This is a genomic window from Sphingomonas sp. SKA58 (genome assembly GCF_000153545.1).
Taxonomy (GTDB): domain Bacteria; phylum Pseudomonadota; class Alphaproteobacteria; order Sphingomonadales; family Sphingomonadaceae; genus Sphingobium; species Sphingobium soli.
On sequence record NZ_CH959309.1, the window covers coordinates 153352 to 168879 of the forward strand.

The 15528-nt window shown below is 61.9% G+C and carries 15 protein-coding genes and 3 pseudogenes; 12 read left to right on the forward strand and 6 right to left on the reverse strand.

The window, feature by feature from the left end; all coding sequences use genetic code 11:
• Positions 1-61 precede the first annotated feature (61 nt).
• From SKA58_RS18875 to SKA58_RS20160, 4 genes are all read left to right on the forward strand, one after another.
• Positions 62-1003: an MlaD family protein gene (locus SKA58_RS18875; protein ID WP_009824042.1), complete on the forward strand. Its 942-nt coding sequence runs from the start codon at positions 62-64 to the stop codon at positions 1001-1003.
• Between the two features lie 215 nt (positions 1004-1218).
• A complete protein-coding gene (locus SKA58_RS18880) occupies positions 1219-2091 on the forward strand; it encodes an alpha/beta fold hydrolase (protein WP_021245287.1) in 873 nt (290 codons plus the stop codon).
• 160 nt (positions 2092-2251) lie between these two features.
• On the forward strand, positions 2252-3016 hold the full coding sequence (locus tag SKA58_RS18885) for a class I SAM-dependent methyltransferase (RefSeq protein WP_021245286.1): 765 nt from the start codon (positions 2252-2254) through the stop codon (positions 3014-3016).
• A 38-nt stretch (positions 3017-3054) separates the two neighbouring features.
• Entirely contained in the window at positions 3055-3612 is a 558-nt protein-coding gene (locus SKA58_RS20160) for a hypothetical protein (RefSeq protein ID WP_176489146.1), read from the forward strand.
• A 148-nt stretch (positions 3613-3760) separates the two neighbouring features.
• Here SKA58_RS20160 and SKA58_RS18890 read toward each other — a convergent pair whose 3' ends face one another.
• The 6 genes and pseudogenes from SKA58_RS18890 to SKA58_RS18910 form a co-directional block, all read right to left on the reverse strand.
• Positions 3761-4999 (reverse strand): integrase, encoded by a 1239-nt coding sequence (locus tag SKA58_RS18890; RefSeq protein WP_009824046.1) that lies wholly within the window; start codon positions 4997-4999, stop codon positions 3761-3763.
• A gap of 367 nt (positions 5000-5366) precedes the next feature.
• Positions 5367-5702 (reverse strand): annotated as a pseudogene (locus SKA58_RS20445) (integrase); the annotation flags it as partial.
• Positions 5620-6480, reverse strand: a pseudogene (gene tnpC / locus SKA58_RS18895) (IS66 family transposase); the annotation flags it as partial. The pseudogenes tnpC and SKA58_RS20445, both read right to left, overlap by 83 nt.
• A 61-nt stretch (positions 6481-6541) precedes the next feature.
• Complete coding sequence (gene tnpB, locus SKA58_RS18900) at positions 6542-6889, reverse strand: IS66 family insertion sequence element accessory protein TnpB (protein WP_009824048.1); 348 nt, start codon at positions 6887-6889, stop codon at positions 6542-6544.
• 64 nt (positions 6890-6953) lie between these two features.
• Positions 6954-7274 (reverse strand): annotated as a pseudogene (locus SKA58_RS18905) (integrase); the annotation flags it as partial.
• 362 nt (positions 7275-7636) lie between these two features.
• Complete coding sequence (locus tag SKA58_RS18910; protein ID WP_009824050.1) at positions 7637-8062, reverse strand: RrF2 family transcriptional regulator; 426 nt, start codon at positions 8060-8062, stop codon at positions 7637-7639.
• A gap of 92 nt (positions 8063-8154) precedes the next feature.
• Between SKA58_RS18910 and SKA58_RS18915 the strand changes: the two genes are divergently transcribed.
• From SKA58_RS18915 to SKA58_RS18950, 8 genes are all read left to right on the forward strand, one after another.
• Positions 8155-8592: a group III truncated hemoglobin gene (locus tag SKA58_RS18915; RefSeq protein WP_009824051.1), complete on the forward strand. Its 438-nt coding sequence runs from the start codon at positions 8155-8157 to the stop codon at positions 8590-8592.
• Between the two features lie 16 nt (positions 8593-8608).
• Positions 8609-9295 (forward strand): alternative oxidase, encoded by a 687-nt coding sequence (locus SKA58_RS18920; RefSeq protein ID WP_021227573.1) that lies wholly within the window; start codon positions 8609-8611, stop codon positions 9293-9295.
• 2 nt (positions 9296-9297) lie between these two features.
• Positions 9298-9576 carry a DUF1971 domain-containing protein gene (locus SKA58_RS18925; RefSeq protein ID WP_009824053.1) on the forward strand — a complete coding sequence of 93 codons (279 nt, stop codon included), beginning with the start codon at positions 9298-9300 and terminating at the stop codon, positions 9574-9576.
• Positions 9577-9625: 49 nt separating this feature from the next.
• A complete protein-coding gene (gene hmpA / locus SKA58_RS18930) occupies positions 9626-10837 on the forward strand; it encodes an NO-inducible flavohemoprotein (protein WP_009824054.1) in 1212 nt (403 codons plus the stop codon).
• 56 nt (positions 10838-10893) lie between these two features.
• On the forward strand, positions 10894-11919 hold the full coding sequence (locus SKA58_RS18935; RefSeq protein WP_009824055.1) for an HPP family protein: 1026 nt from the start codon (positions 10894-10896) through the stop codon (positions 11917-11919).
• A gap of 285 nt (positions 11920-12204) precedes the next feature.
• A complete protein-coding gene (locus tag SKA58_RS18940) occupies positions 12205-12786 on the forward strand; it encodes an ANTAR domain-containing response regulator (protein ID WP_009824056.1) in 582 nt (193 codons plus the stop codon).
• Positions 12783-13997 (forward strand): CmpA/NrtA family ABC transporter substrate-binding protein, encoded by a 1215-nt coding sequence (locus tag SKA58_RS18945; RefSeq protein WP_009824057.1) that lies wholly within the window; start codon positions 12783-12785, stop codon positions 13995-13997. Before SKA58_RS18940 ends, SKA58_RS18945 begins: the two co-directional genes overlap by 4 nt.
• 218 nt (positions 13998-14215) lie before the next feature.
• The gene (locus tag SKA58_RS18950) at positions 14216-15460 is read left to right on the forward strand and encodes a nitrate/nitrite transporter (protein WP_009824058.1); all 1245 of its coding nucleotides are present in this window, start codon (positions 14216-14218) and stop codon (positions 15458-15460) included.
• Positions 15461-15528 lie beyond the last annotated feature (68 nt).

The following is a 15528-nucleotide window of genomic DNA, read 5'->3' on the forward strand; positions in this document are numbered from 1 at the left end:
AAATCTCGCGAAAAGTCAAAGCTTATTTGTCGCGCTGCCGGCTCCAGGATTTCTAGGTCGCATGGAAACGCGTTCGAACTGGTTGAAGGTGAGCCTTGTTGTCGGCCTGCTCATAGCCGCCGTCATTGGGTTCACCCTGTGGCTCATCCAGTCGCGTGAGGCTGACGGGGCCACGTATGAGGTGCAGTTTAAACAATCGGTCGACGGCGTTCAAATCGGATCGGGCGTCAACCTTCTTGGTGTTCCCGTCGGGAAAGTAACCCAGGTCCGGCTCCAACCTTCAAATCCGGGTACGGTGATGGTCCGGTTCGTCCTTACCAAGGACATCTTACTCCATCGCGGCGTGACAGCGTCGATCGATAAATCATTCTTCGATGGATCGGCAGAAATAAGCCTGGCGGGAAGCAACAAGCGTGAACCGGCACTTACAGTTCAAGCGGGACAGCCATTCCCGCTTGTGCCAGTGAAGACCGGCGGTCTCCTGAGCGGTGATCTCAATCCAGGCGAGATGATCGCCAAGATATCGTCAGGTGCCGAGAGCATCTCAAAGAAGCTGGACCCTGCCGGTCAGCGATCAATCGAGGAACGTCTTGGCCAACTCGCGCTGCGCTCGCGGGACTGGAAAAGCGATGCCAGTCAAATCGCGGCGGAGGTCCTGCAGGAAGACAGGATCCATTCTCTAGGGAATGTGATGGCTCGGGCGGGAGACGACGCGGAGAGGCTTCGCCTGAGGCTCGAGGCATCGCGGGGCGGTCTTCGCGACAGCCTCGGCCGGCCCTTGCATGATGCCGAAGGCAAGGCCCGGTCTCTGGGCCTATCCATTGCACACGCACGGCCCCGGATCAGGCAATTGGAAGGGGATGCGCAACAAATCGCCGAAACCGCCCGCTCCGTTCGCGAACCAGTTCGACGCGTGGGCGATGCGGCCAAGAAGATTGACCGGGAAGGCTTGGGATCTCCCAAACTACCTGACTACCGGCCCACGACTGAGGAACGGAAATAGATGATCGCGATCGACCGCTCAGGAACGGACCAACCCTCGTCTTCATGCACAGGCGCGCAATCAGCTTCTGTGAAGCACGAAGTCAGGACGATAGAACGACCCTCTCAATTCTTCGCGCGTGTGTGGATGCAACGTCCTGAAGTGGCGCAAAGGCAACGCCAAAAATGGACTAAGGGGTTTATCTTCAATCGGGCCTGCAAGACCGAGACTGGTGGATGACCGGGAAGAATCGCACAATCGATGGAGCCGCTGGTATCAGCCTGGCTGTTGAAGTGAAGGGCGAGTGCGGGGCGATGCCCGTCTTGCTTGCCCACGGGGCGGGTCAGACTCGCCGCGCCTGGAAGCGGGTAATGCAAGATCTGGTCGAGGCGGGGTTTCGCGCTATCGCTATCGACATGCGTGGGCATGGCGACAGCGACTGGTCGAGCGCAGGTGCCTATGACGTGCGCGACTTTGCGGCCGATCTCGTCGCGGTAGCATCAAGAATGGATCGCAAACCGGCTCTGGTAGGCGCCTCCCTTGGCGGCCTTGCCGGAATGATAGCCGAAGGAGACCTCGCCCCAGGCAGCTTCGCGTCGCTCACTCTTGTAGATATAGCCCCGCGTATCGATCCGGGCGGCGTGATGCGGGTGGTCAGCTTCATGCAAGAACATGTCGAGACTGGCTTTTCGTCTCCGGAAGAAGCTGCACAAGTCATTGCGCGCTACATGCCTCATCGTCGCAAGCGCAGAGCGGGTGATGGCCTGCGGCACTATCTCCGGCATAAAGAGGATGGCCGCTATTACTGGCACTGGGATCCAGCATTTATTAGCAATATGGTGGCTGCACATTGCAGCGATACCGCGCATCAGGAGCAGCAAGTCAATATATTATACAAGGCTGCCGCTAATTTGACGCTACCGCTTCATCTGATCAGGGGCGGATCTAGTGATCTTGTCTCGAAAGGCGCTGTCGAACATCTACGCGAATTGGCGCCGCATGCTGAATATACCGACATAATCGATGCCACGCATATGGTCGCAGGCGATGCAAACGACGCCTTTTCTGCCGCAATTCTCGGCTTTTTAGGGCGCCAGTCGACCTCCTAGAGGGACGAGCATGGGAGAAGAGATTTTGCTCCAGATCATCGAGGGTCGGACGACTTGCTGTGCAGAGCGCCATACATTGGTGGGTTTGCCTAAGATGACACTCGGTAACTGGCTGCTGCCTCGCTCACTGGACTGCTATCCATAACGAAGGTGACGAAAGTTGACGACCAAAAATCTGACCGGCATGCTGGCCAAAAAGATGCCGCAGGAAACAGGCACCGCGCGCACAAAGGGCGAAACCCTGTTCCAGCTATTCTTTGCGCTCATCCAATGGCCTTGGCTGTTGAAAAGCCTTTATGGGGGAAACAAAGCTGAAAAAAATGCTGTTCTTGAGCGTATAAACCTTGAACAGGACGCCTTGCCTCATCTTGGCAGCTGGAAAGCAGACACTTACCTTCTTCACAGGATTGTTGATGAGATTGAAGTCCGACAACCGAAAAATGTTGTGGAATTAGGTTCCGGAGTAACTTCGCTGGTTATCGCCAAAGCATTGTCGCTTCACGGTGGCGGGCATTTATACAGCTACGATCAGTATGAACCGTTCGTTGAGCAGATGGGCATTTGGCTCGCTGAGCACCACCTGTCGGCAAGTTTCAGCCATGCTCCGCTGAACTTTCGGGACAAGGCCTGGCCTGGATTATGGTATGTCTTGCATCACCTTCCAAAGACAATTGATCTGCTTGTCATAGATGGACCGCCTTGGTCAATACATCCCTTTACCCGAGGAATGGCGGAACGCCTTTTCGAACGTATCGCACCGGGAGGCCTTATCATGCTCGATGATGCAGCAAGACCAGGAGAAAGATACGTGGCGCGACGCTGGAGGAAAACCTGGAGAGACTTCGAGTTCAAGTTCGAAGGCAAGGGCGCCAAAGGCCTGCTAACGGGACGGAGGATCGACGGATCAGATAATCGCCAAAAGTGACGCTGCAATGCATTATCGACTTCCGTTGCTGATTCGGTTTGATCATTCCCAAGGGTTCCGGACGAGTCTTTGAAGGGCACGTCCGGAGCCTTTTGAGCACCAATGCTGCATTGGAGCGGATCATCTTGCCCATCCTCGAAGCATGGCGCAGCATGCGCAGCCAGACCGCAGAGCTCGGGAAGCAGCTCGTTTGCGGGGCACCAGAGCGACGCGTGCAAGCTGGCAGTCATAATGCATCAGATGCTGAAGACTGGCGAGCTGTTCGACAGGTCAGCAAACGCAAAGCCTTAAACCAGTTCACGAGGAAGCTAGAAGGAAAAACCATAGCCGATCACGCCGGTATCCGGCGCCCGGTCGTCTCGTCGGGACGTTGGTCAGGCCATTCCGTCCAACAACGTTCCAGTTGCAATTACTGTCGGCAAAATGCGCGCACCACACTGGAAGGCCTCTCTTGCGAAACCCATCATGCGGCGGAACATGTCGACCGCGCAGACAACCATGCTCCTGGCAGCGCCCACCTTAAAGGCGCCAGGGTACCGAGCCTGTCGATCTTTATGACTGCAGCTGCCTGTCATCCCGCCACGGCAGCCCAGTGATGTTGCGAAAAGGTGCTTGCTCAGCGGTTCGCGATTAGACAACACCTTGGGCACAATCTAAGAAAGCCGTTGCACCGCCCCGTGCTGGCACCAAAGAAGGCCTCGAAATACAAAGGGGCTAGGGAGCAGCTGTCGATACCGGGCGCGGTCATTTCAACCTGTCCATCAGGCGGCCGACGGCGCCCGCTTCGGCGGCCAAATTACGGTTGTAGCTCAGTGGCATTCGTGGCGACTTCCACCGCAGCGCGTCCATGATGCCGGCCAAATCCTCCCCGCTGGCGAACAGGTCCTGATTGAGCCCGATCCGCGTCGAGTGCGCACTGATCCCCTTCAGCAACCGCGCCAGATCGTCCGCCGTCAAATCGGGCAGCGCGCCACGGTCGAACGCGCGGCCGATGATCGACCGAAAGATTGGTCCGATCGAGCCCGGGTGCAGCGCCACGGTGCCGATGTCATATTCGACGCGCGCCTTCACCGCCGGCTTGGACAGCGTCTTGCGCAGATCCCACGTCTCCCGGCCCGAGATGCTGTCGATCGGCCGACCGCGCACGGCTGCCCGCGCCTTGTAGCGCCGCACCTGCACCCGCCGGAACAGCGGCCCTGTCGTGATCCCCGCCGCTTCGGTCCACGCCGCGATCGCCGCGACGGTGCGCGGGCTGAGGTAGGCGGTCGCCCCCTCCCCGTCTTGATCGCCCTTATGACGCAGAATCTGCAGCAGCCGCGCTTCGGGATCGATCGCCTCCTCAATATGCTCAATGGCGACCGCCACCAGTTCGGAGGCGCGCAGCCCGGTGTCATAAGCGGCCGATAGCAGCGCCCGATCACGCAGCCCCGGCAGATCCTCGCCACAACTCTCGAGCAGCGCGCGGATGTTGAGCCCCCGCGCCTTGTCGCGCTCGACGTCGCGCACCGGGCCCTTGAACCGCAGCGGCCGCGCCTGCTTCTGCGCAGCCCCCTTCTCGCGGCGCACCGTCTGGAGCCGCAGCTTCACCAGCGGCGCCGGCGTCGGATCCTTGAGCTCGAGCAGCTGGTGGATCTTGGCGATCGACGCCTTGTAGCGGGATAGCGACGCTGGACGGCTCCCCTTCCCCGCCCGCGCATCCAGATAATCGGCCACGGTCTCAGCCGTCGCCGGCAGCGCGATCCGGTTGGTGCGCCGACACCAGCTGTCGAATGCTTCGATGTCGGACTTGAGCGCGCGGATGCTGTGAGGCGACGAAGCGGCCTGATAGGCGGCGATCAGCGCCTCGTTGACGGCAATGCGCTCGCCCGCGCGCATCTGCACGATCGTCCAGGCAAGGTCGGCCGGCGCGCTAACGGTTGGCAGGATCGCCTCAGGCGCCGCCACAGCGTTTTCTGACCCTTCTAAGCCGGTTTCGGTGCCCATCCTGCGCCACGCTCCTCAGCGGCCCTTGTAGCTCACCTTATAAAGAACGGTCAAATCTGCTTATGTGATAACTGTATTATCGCAATAAGCGCTTCCTGAAGCCGCGCGTCGTCAGAGCCGTCAGTTGTCGACCAGAGCCGGTCGTTAACGGCGGGACCTGTGAATGTCCGGCCCCCCAAAAAGCTGCCGGTCTAGCCGCGCCGAGCGGGGGCGCAATGCGCCTAAGTCGGGTGCTCCGCAGCCACAGGCGCGCACCCCAAACCGGCCATGCCGAAAAACAGCTGTTTGCCGTGTGATGGTCCGATCTCAAACATTCGGGTTTTAAATTGGAGGGGTTACATAGAACGGGCTAAGGGCAGGTCGGCTAATCGTCCACCGTGCTGCCCCGGCGTTCGAGCCATGCCAGCAAGCTCGCTCGAGCATCTGGCAGCAGTTCGAACTGAACGGGCCGCCCTGTTTTCTGCTGCATTACGATTGCCCGCGTTCGGATCCGCGCTCCGCTGACAAGGTCGCCGATCTTCATCTGCACCAAGTCGCAGCCTTGAAGTTTGCTGTCGATCGCCAGATCGAACAGCGCCCGATCTCGCAGGTGCCGCCGCTGATTGAGATAGAAAGTAAGCGTGGACGCCGCTGCGGTCAGGGGTGAAGCGATACCAGGCCAGCGCGGGCGTGGATGCGCCAGCGGCACGATCATCGACGACATAGGCCCAGAGCCTTGCCTGCACCGTCTTGCCCTTACCGGGCATCAGCATCGGCACGGGCGTGTCATCGACATGGATCTTGCCGGCCTTGATCCCTTCTTCCCGGATGCGACTGACGATCGGGTCGAGCAGATGTGCGGCCTGTGCTGCCCAGCCTGCCAGCGTCGATCGGTCTATATCGAGGCCCTGTGCCGCCATCATCTCGGCCTGGCGATAGAGGGGGAGATGATGATCGAACTTGGCGACGATGACATGGGCGAGTGTGGCGAAGCTGGCCTTGCCCCGGGCAATCGCCTTTACGGGTGCCGGGGCTTGCACGATCTGCTCGCAGGATCGGCAGCTATATTTAGGACGGACAGTGCGGATGACGCGCCATTGCACCGGCGCGACATCGAGCATCTCGTCGCTGTCTTGCCCGAGCGGACGCAGGGCGCCTCCGCAGGAAGGACAGGTGCAGGTGCCTGCTTCCGGCTCAATCCGGCGTTCGGCCCGCGGCAGATGCGCCGGCAAGGCACGGACCGGCGCCGGTCGCTCCTTCTGATCCGCCTGGACCTTGCGGATGTCGGTAAGCTCGGCTTCGCCTTCCAACTCCTCAAGGGTGAGTTCGAGTTGTTCGATCTGGAGGGACAGCTTCTCCGAAGACTGACCAAAGGTGAGCCGCTGGAGCTGGGCCAGTTGGAAACGCAAGGTATCGATCAGCGTGTCGCGGGCCGCCAGAGCTGCCTCCAGCTCGGCAATGCGGGCGTCCTTATCGACGGGGGAAGAGCCTCGATCCGACACCTTGGAATAGTATCAAAGCGGCACCATCGATGCCAGATAAACCCACAGGAATCCGTACTTTTTAGCCCGCCAGCAGCGGCGCGGCTGTCCGCTCCGGGCGTCGCCAGTCAATGCCTTCAAGCAGCATGGAAAGTTGTGCAGAGGTCAGGCCGACCTTGCCCGTCTTCGTCACTGGCCAGACGAACCGGCCACGGTCCATCCGCTTGGAAAACAGGCATAGGCCCTGGCCATCATACCAGAGCAGCTTCACCAGATCGCCACGCTTGCCCCGGAAGGCAAATAGCGCCCCAGAATGTGGACTCTGCTCCAGCACTTGCTGGGCCAGCACTGCCAGGCCGTCAAAGCCCTTGCGCATGTCGGTCGCGCCGCAGGCCAAATAGATCCGGGTGGAAGGTGGCAGCGGTATCATCGCGTGAGAACGGCAATGACCCGTGCCAGGGCCTCGGCATCGACACCGGCGTCCACGGTCATGCGAGCAAGCTGGTGCGGGTATCTGGCAGCAGCTCGAATTGAACCGGTCGTCCGGTCTTCTGCTGCATCACGATTGCGCGGGTGCGAATCTGTCCACCGCTGACAATATCGCCAATCTTGATCTGCACGAGGTCGCAGCCACGCAGCTTACTGTCGATAGCAAGGTCGAAGAGAGCTCGATCTCGCAAGCGGCAGCGCTGGTTGAGGTAGAAGCGGATCTCCCAGATCTGCTTCGGCTTCAGCGCCCGCTTGGCACCGACAGTGCGCCCCGCGTTCCAGACCTGACGCTTGTGGGATGCGAGTGTGTTCTCAGGCATGTCCATGTTCGTTCTCCGATGGCCAGAATTGGCCTTCTGAAGAACGATTGCCGGCCTAATGTGGAAATGCCTCTTGGCTCGTGCCGATCAGCTTGCGCCGCTAGCCCGTGGGTCTGCAATCGGCAGCTTTCGCCAGAACCACCCCTCCGATCAACGCAGGACGGTCTGTCGACAACTCGCACGAAATTCCAACATTCGGGTGCAACGACCGTCAGCAAAAAGTCGCCGTTCTAGCGTCTTGAAAACTGCTGCTAGAGGAACTGACGCGCTGTTCGGACAGCTGGGAGTGCAAGTCGTCCACGGCGTTTCGCCGCTGCAAGACTGATTGATCAACTATGAGCACTGTGCAGAGAGAATTACCTGCTAATTCATGCATCCACAGGCGCGAGGAGGTGTGAAAAATCGCCCTTGCGCGCCAGCACGTCGGCCAGTGAGTAGCCGTCGAGTACCTTGAGGAATGCCAGCAGCGCCTCGTCGAGCACGCTAGTGAGGCCGCAGGCCGGGGCAATCACACAGGCCCCGCAGCCAACCAGATCGAAATCGTCCTCGGTCTGGCGAACCAGTGCGCCGACGTTGATCTCGTGCGGCGGGCGGGCGAGGCGGATCCCGCCGTTGCGACCGCGCACGCTTTCCAGATAGCCCGCGTTCACCAGATCGTTGACCACCTTCATCAGGTGGTTCTGCGAAATGGCAAAGGCGCGCGCAATGACTGCAATCGAGGCCAGCTCGCCCGGCTGCCGCCCGAGGTATAGCAGCACCCGCATGGCATAATCGGTGTAGCGCGTCAGGCGCATCGCAGCTCCGCAAAAATAATCATGTATTCTCATTGCATGTTTTTCAGCGTCAGTATAGATGCATCCTAGATACATGATTTGGAGTCGCAGCCATGCCAGCACTCGACATAACCGAACCCGGCCTCACCCGGCTGGTCGACGCGTTCTATGCCCGCGTCCGTTGCGATGAAGAACTCGGCCCGATCTTCAACGATGCCATCCACGACTGGCCCGAACATCTCGAGAAGCTGAGAGCCTTCTGGTCCTCCGTCATGCTCACCAGCGGACGCTACAAGGGCCAGCCGGTGCCTGCGCATGTGAAGCATCGCGATCGCATCACCCCCGCCCTGTTCGAGCGCTGGCTCGCACTCTGGGCCGAGACCACCGATGAACTGATGGCCCCCGAAGCCGCTGCTGCCTTGCAGGCCAAGGCCGCGCGGATCGCCGAGAGCCTGAAGCTCGCGATGTTTTTCCGGCTGGAAGCCCAGCCAGTGCCCGCCTCTTCCCACCGACCCGGCAGCCCCACAGCAGCCGCGACGGACCATGCCTGAAAAGGAGCATATTGCCATGACCGACATTCCGCTGGTCGATCTGACCGTTCACCACACCCCGCGCGACCTGCGTGATCGGATCGCGCTCGGCTTCACCAAGGTCTTGCGCTTGTGCGCCGATACCTTCTTCGCCAAGCGCTACGGCCATCGCGCCATCGTGCTCGAAACCGTCGCCGCCGTGCCCGGCATGGTCGGCGCCACACTCACTCACCTCAGGTGCCTGCGCCGGATGCAGGGTGACAACGGCTGGATCCGCACCCTGATGGAAGAGGCGGAGAACGAGCGGATGCACCTGATGACCTTCATCGAGGTCGCCCAGCCGTCGCTGTTCGAGCGGCTGGTGATTCTGCTGGTGCAGTGGGCGTTCTATCTCGCCTTCTTCGGCCTCTATCTGGTGAGCGCACGGACCGCGCACCGCGTGGTCGGCTATTTCGAGGAGGAGGCCGTGATCAGCTACACTCTCTACCTCAAGGAGATCGACGAGGGTCGCAGCCCGGATGTCGCCGCCCCGATGATCGCCCGTCGCTACTGGAAGCTGCCCGATACGGCCACCTTGCGCGACGTGGTGCTGGTGGTCCGCGCCGACGAAGCGCATCATCGCGACGTCAACCACGGCTTTGCCGATGAACTGGCGGGCAAGCCTGCACCGCTGAGTGTTGCTCCTTATCCCGAGCACGCGGACGATATCCGGCTGGCAGCCTGACCATGTCAAAACCGCGCCCCTATCGCTCCACCCCCGTGTTCGATCAGGATAGCCTGCCCGCTGCCCTGCGCGCCCGCCACGATACCAAGGCGGGCGTGTGGGGCGTGATCCGGGTGATCGAGGGAGAGCTCCGGCTCACCTATCTCGATCCAACCAGCGAGGTGATCCTTACCCCTGATCGGCCCGGATTGATCGAGCCGCAACAACCGCATTTCGTCACGCCACTGGGCACGATGAAAATGCAGGTCGATTTCTGGGACCGGCCTCCACCCGGTTTCTGACCACGACCTGCCCCCTTCCCGAACCACCTTTCCATCTCAGGAGAATTCCATGTCGCAGCCGCTCAGCGAGCAGACGATCGCGCTCGTCAAGGCCACGGTCCCCGCACTCGAAGCCCATGGCCTCGCCATCGTGCACGAAATGTATGCCCGCCTGTTCCAGAACCCCGAGATCGCCGCCTTGTTCAACCAGTCGCACCACGGTGATGCGGGATCGCAACCGCGCGCCTTGACCGGGGCCATCCTTGCCTATGCGAGCAACATCGAGAACCTCGCGGCACTCGCGCCGGCGGTGGAGCGCATCGCGCAAAAGCATGTCGGTTTGCAGATTTTGCCCGAGCATTACCCCTATGTCGCCGATGCCTTGCTCGGCGCGATCAAGGCGGTGCTGGACGATGCTGCGACCGATGAGATTCTCGCTGCTTGGGGCGAAGCCTACTGGTTCCTCGCCAATATCCTGATCGCGCGTGAAGATCGGCTCTATTCGGAACAGCAATCGGCCGACGGAGGCTGGAGCGGCTGGCGCGAGTTCAAGGTGGTCGAAGTCGTGCCGGAAAGCGCGGTCATCACCTCGTTTATCTTGTGCCCCGCCGATGGGCTCCCTGTAATGGCATACAAGCCCGGCCAGTATCTGACCTTCTGGTTCGACATCCCCGGTCATCCGTCAGTGAAGCGCAACTATTCGATTTCCGCGGCGCCCAATGGCGAGACCTATCGCATCTCGGTCAAGCGCGAACCACAGGGGCTGGCCTCGGGTTGGCTTCACGATACTGCGGGCGTCGGCAGCAGACTCAAGGTCGCAGCTCCGGCGGGCGAGTTCTTCCTTGATGATACGAGCGAACGACCGGTGGTGTTGCTGTCGGGCGGAGTGGGTCTGACGCCAATGGTCGCGATGCTGGAGGCGCTCGTGGCGAAGGGAGGCACCGCGCCGATCCACTATGTCCACGGCACACATGATCGTACCACCCACGCAATGCGCGATCACGTCCAGGCACTGGCGGCGAGCGCCGGTTTGGTAAGTGTCACCGACTTTCATCAGCACCCGCTGGGCGACGAAGTGGCGGGGCGCGACTACGACATCGCCGGGATCATCACCGACGAATGGCTGGTGGCCAACACGCCCATTGCCGAAGCGGACTACTACATCTGCGGGCCCCGCGCCTTTCTGCGTCACGCGGTTGCCACACTCTCGCAGGCTGGTGTAGCGGCTAGTCGCATCCACTATGAATTCTTCGGACCGGCAGACGAATTGCTGGCCGCCTGAGAGGCCCCTATCCGTTGCATCGATTGAAAAGCCCCGCCTTCTGGCGTCAACCCGGCATGCATCCGGCCCGTTCGGCGATCGGTGCGGGAATCGCTCTCGCGCTGACCGGGCTTGTCACAGCCTGGCTGCTTCCCGATCCCTCGGCGCTGCCATTTCTGGTGGCGCCGATGGGGGCATCGGCGGTGCTGGTCTTCGCCCTGCCAGCCGCCCCGCTTGCCCAGCCGCGCGCGGTACTGCTCGGCAATTTCGTTTCGGCGCTTTTTGGCGTATCCGCCGTGCAGCTGTTCCCCGATCCGCTCGTGGCGGGATCGCTTGGCGCTGGTGCGGCCATTCTGGCCATGCAGCTGCTGCGCTGCACTCACCCGCCGGGCGGGGCCGTGGCCTTGTTCGCCGCTTTCGGCGGCGATGCCGTGCGAGAGGCAGGCTTTGCCTTTGCGCTTCTTCCGGTCGGGCTCAACTCGCTGCTGCTGGTGGGGCTTGGCATAGCTTTCAACAATTTGGCCGGCAGCCGCTACCCCCATCGGGCCGAAACTGCCTCAACTGCGAGTCCCCGCACAAGCGACCAACCTGCCGCCGAGCGAACCGGCTTCAGCGACAGCGACGTCGAAGCTGTGCTCGACCGGTTGGAAGACCGGCCCGATATCGAGGCCGAGGATCTTGCCAGCCTGCTGCGCGCAGTCGAAGCTGAAGCCTTCGCCCGGCGCAAGCCGCTGCCGCTGTGCTTCGACATCATGTCGCGCGACGTGATCACCTGCCGCGCCACCGACGAGATCGCGCCGACCCTCGCGCTGATGGACGAACGGTGCGTCTCGGCTCTGCCCGTGCTGGACGAGAAGGATCATGTGATCGGATTGGTCCCGCGCCATGTGCTCGCGCCAGCGTCACAGGGAACGGTGCGGGAGGTCATGCTGAAGGGCGCGTGCCTGGTGGCGGTGGACAGGCCGGCTGCTACGCTGGTGCCGCTGCTGTCCGATGGTGTGCACCATCATGCCGTGGTGGTCTGGAGCAACGGCACGCTAGCGGGGCTCATTACGCAGACTGACCTGCTCGCTGGCATGCGGCATTTGTCGGAGGATGAATGAGGAGGGGGTCTCCCGCGACTGAAATGCGAGCCATATCTGAGTAATCTGTGTGGGGTCGCTAAGATCTGCAGGACAACAACAGAATACTTTACCAGCAGCAAGCGACCAATCCCAGCTGCTAGGATCAACTGTCATGAAGGTCTGCTTCCGGCAGAAGCGGCAGCGCCTCGCATCTTCCTAAACGGTCGGACACATGGGTATGGCCAGAAAATCACGCTTCCCGGCATTGGCCTCCGCTTCCCACCGGCCTGACCGGACGTTATTGTCGCGCCCAAAGGGGACGTCATGCGGATTGTCATTATCGACGATAGCGGGCTGCGCGCGTCCGTTCTGGAAGACGGGCTGCGCGATGCCGGCTATGACGACATCCACATTGTCCCGCCGCGCGGCGCGTTCGTTGCGAGGCTGGAGCGCATGGCGCCCGATGTCGTCCTGATGGACCTGGGTAGCCCCAGCCGCGATACGCTGGAAGAAATGCTGATGGTCAGCCGGGCGCTGGCCAAGCCGATCGCGATGTTCGTGGATCAGTCGGACGACGCCATGATCGGTGCGGCGATCGACGCGGGCATATCCGCCTATGTCGTCGACGGGTTGCGCAAGGAACGCGTGAAGCCGGTGCTGGAACTGGCGGTGCGCCGCTTCAATGCCTTTGCCCGGATGCAGGCCGAACGCGACGATGCGCGCGCCGCCCTGACCGAGCGCAAGGTCATTGATCGCGCCAAGTCCATCCTGATGAACCAGCGATCCATGTCAGAACAGGATGCCTATACGCTGCTGCGATCGACCGCGATGAACCAGGGCAAGAAAATCGTCGACGTGGCGCAAGCGTTGATTACCGCCAGCGACCTGTTGGGAGGGGGAGCATGACGACGACAGTGAAGATTTCCTTTTTGCCCCTGACCGATTCAGCCGCGCTGGTCGCCGCGCGCGAGCAGGGATTTGCGCAAGAGGAAGGTATCGACCTTGATCTGGTCCGCAGCACGAGCTGGGCGACGCTGCGCGACCGCATGATTTACGGGCAGGTTCACGCCGCGCAGATGCTGGCACCGCTGGCGGTTGCGGTCACGCTGGGCCTCAGCCAGCAGCCCGCCCCCCTCGCCGCGCCGTACAAGTTGAACGTGAACGGTAACATGCTGGTGATGGCAAACGACTTCGCAAAGGCGCTGGACCCCGATGTGGCGGCGCGTCTGGCCGATCCGCTGGGCACTGCGCACGACTTTGCCGCAGCGATCGGCCTGTGGCGGCGCAAACCCGTCATCGGCGTGGTCCATCGCTTCTCCAGCCATTCGCTGATGCTGCGTTACTGGCTGGCGAGCGCGGGCGTCGATCCGGACAAGGATGTCGTGCTGCGCGTGCTGCCGCCGTCGCTGACGGTCGAGGCGATGCAGGCCGGGGAAATCGACGGATTTATCGCGGGCGAACCGTGGGGCAGCGCAGCGGTCGAAGCCGGACTGGCCGAGGCGGCGGCGATCGGCGAACGCATCTGGCAGCGCGGCGTGGAGAAGGTTCTGGCCTTCCGCGAAGCCTGGATGGAGGAGAATCCCGAAACGGTCGACAGGTTGCTGCGCGCCCTGGCACGCTCCGCCGCATGGTGCGACGATCCGGCCAGTCACGACAGGCTGTCCGAGCTGCTTTCCGATCCACGCTATATCGACCAGCCGGCGCATCTTATCCGGCGCGCCCTTGCCGGCCAGATTATGGCGCGGCCGCACGAGCCGGCTTTGGCCAGTCCCGACTTCATCCTGTTCGGCCGGGAAGCGACGCCCTTTCCATGGCGCAGTCAGGCGCTGTGGATCTACTCGCAGCTTGTGCGGTGGGGCATGGTGGATCATGACCCGGCAACGGCGACCCGCGCTGCGGCGGTTTTTCGCCCCGATATTTTCCGGCGCGCGCTGACGGGCAGAGATGTGGCAATGCCCGGCGCGAGCATGAAGGTGGAGGGCGCGGTCCAGCTGCCGCTTGCAGTCGGATCGCGTCGGGGAGACCTGACCCTTGGCCCCGACCGTTTCTTCGACGGGCGGATTTTCGATCCCGAACGAATCGAGGCATATCTCGCGGAATTTTCGCAGACGCGTTGATTTCCCGGGCGAAAATTGTGCTTTGCAACAGCCTGCAGATTCCATAAGACTATAGGAGTCGCGCGACGAAGCGCGCTTATATCGATGCGCTGTCCCAAAGGTGGGATCGCCATCCCCAATTTCTATCGCAGCAGAGCCGCTGACCGGACTTGCCCATAGGGGTGACGTCCGGGCTGCGGCTTTTTTCGTGTCTATTTTCCATTTATGGGGGAAGCACCATGGCAACCGCTTATTGGGACCGCGAACAGACTGGCGCCGCGCCGGCGCCCGCGACAAGTTTCTGGAAGGCCGGTCACACACCGACCCTGATCGCCGCCTTTCTCTATTTTGACCTCGCCTTCATGGTGTGGGTTCTGCTCGGGCCGCTGGCGCCGATGATTTCCAAGACATTGATGCTGACGCCCGCCGAAAAAGGCCTGATGGTCGCGACGCCGACGCTTGCCGGAGCCTTGCTGCGCGTCGTCAACGGCCTGCTCGTCGACCGGATCGGACCGAAGCGGTCGGGCGCGATCAGCCAAATCATCGTCATTGCCGGATTGTTCTGCGCCTGGGCGCTGGGCGTCGACAGCTTTGGCGGTACGCTGGCGCTGGGCGTCATTCTGGGCTTTGCAGGCGCAAGCTTCGCCATCGCCCTGCCGCTTGCCAGCCGCTGGTATCCGGCGGAACATCAAGGCAAGGCGATGGGCCTGGCGGGCATGGGCAATTCGGGAACGGTGCTTGCGTCGCTCTTTGCTCCCGTGCTTGCCAAGATGTTCGGCTGGAATGCCGTGCTTGGCCTCGCCTGCATCCCGCTGACGATCGTCTTTGTCGCCTATATGCTGATGGCCAAGGACGCGCCCAATGCGCCCGCACCCAAGAAGATCGTCGATTATTTCACGCCACTCAAGCAGGCTGATGCCTGGTGGCTGATGGCCTTCTACGCCGTGACGTTCGGCGGTTTCGTGGGACTTGCCGCCAGCCTGCCCATCTATTTCACCGACCAGTTCGGCCTGACGCCGATCGTTGCGGGTTATTGCACCGCAGGCTGCGTTTTCGCCGGATCGCTGGTGCGGCCGTTGGGCGGCGCGCTTGCTGACCGGATCGGCGGGGTCAAGGCGCTGACGATCGTCTATATCGTCGCGGCACTGGCGCTGGCGGGCGTGGGCTATGCCACGACTTTGGCCGGTGCGCTTGGCCTGTTCGTCCTCGCCATGCTGGCGCTGGGCACGGGTAACGGCTCGGTCTTCCAGCTCGTCCCGCAGCGTTTTCAGCCGGAAATCGGGGTGATGACGGGTCTGGTGGGCATGGCCGGCGGGATCGGCGGCTTCTACCTCGCCAGCTCGCTGGGTCTGGCAAAGCAGATCACCGGCAGCTTCGCGCCCGGCTTCCTGATCTTCGCCGGACTTGCGGTTCTGGCGGTGCTGGGCCTGACGGCGGTGAAGGCCCGGTGGCGCGCGACCTGGAGCACCGGAGCGCGCATCTGACGATCTGAAACCGGGGGCGGCGCAGCTTTTGCCGCCCCCGGTTTCATCGCTTCACCATTCGTCCGGGG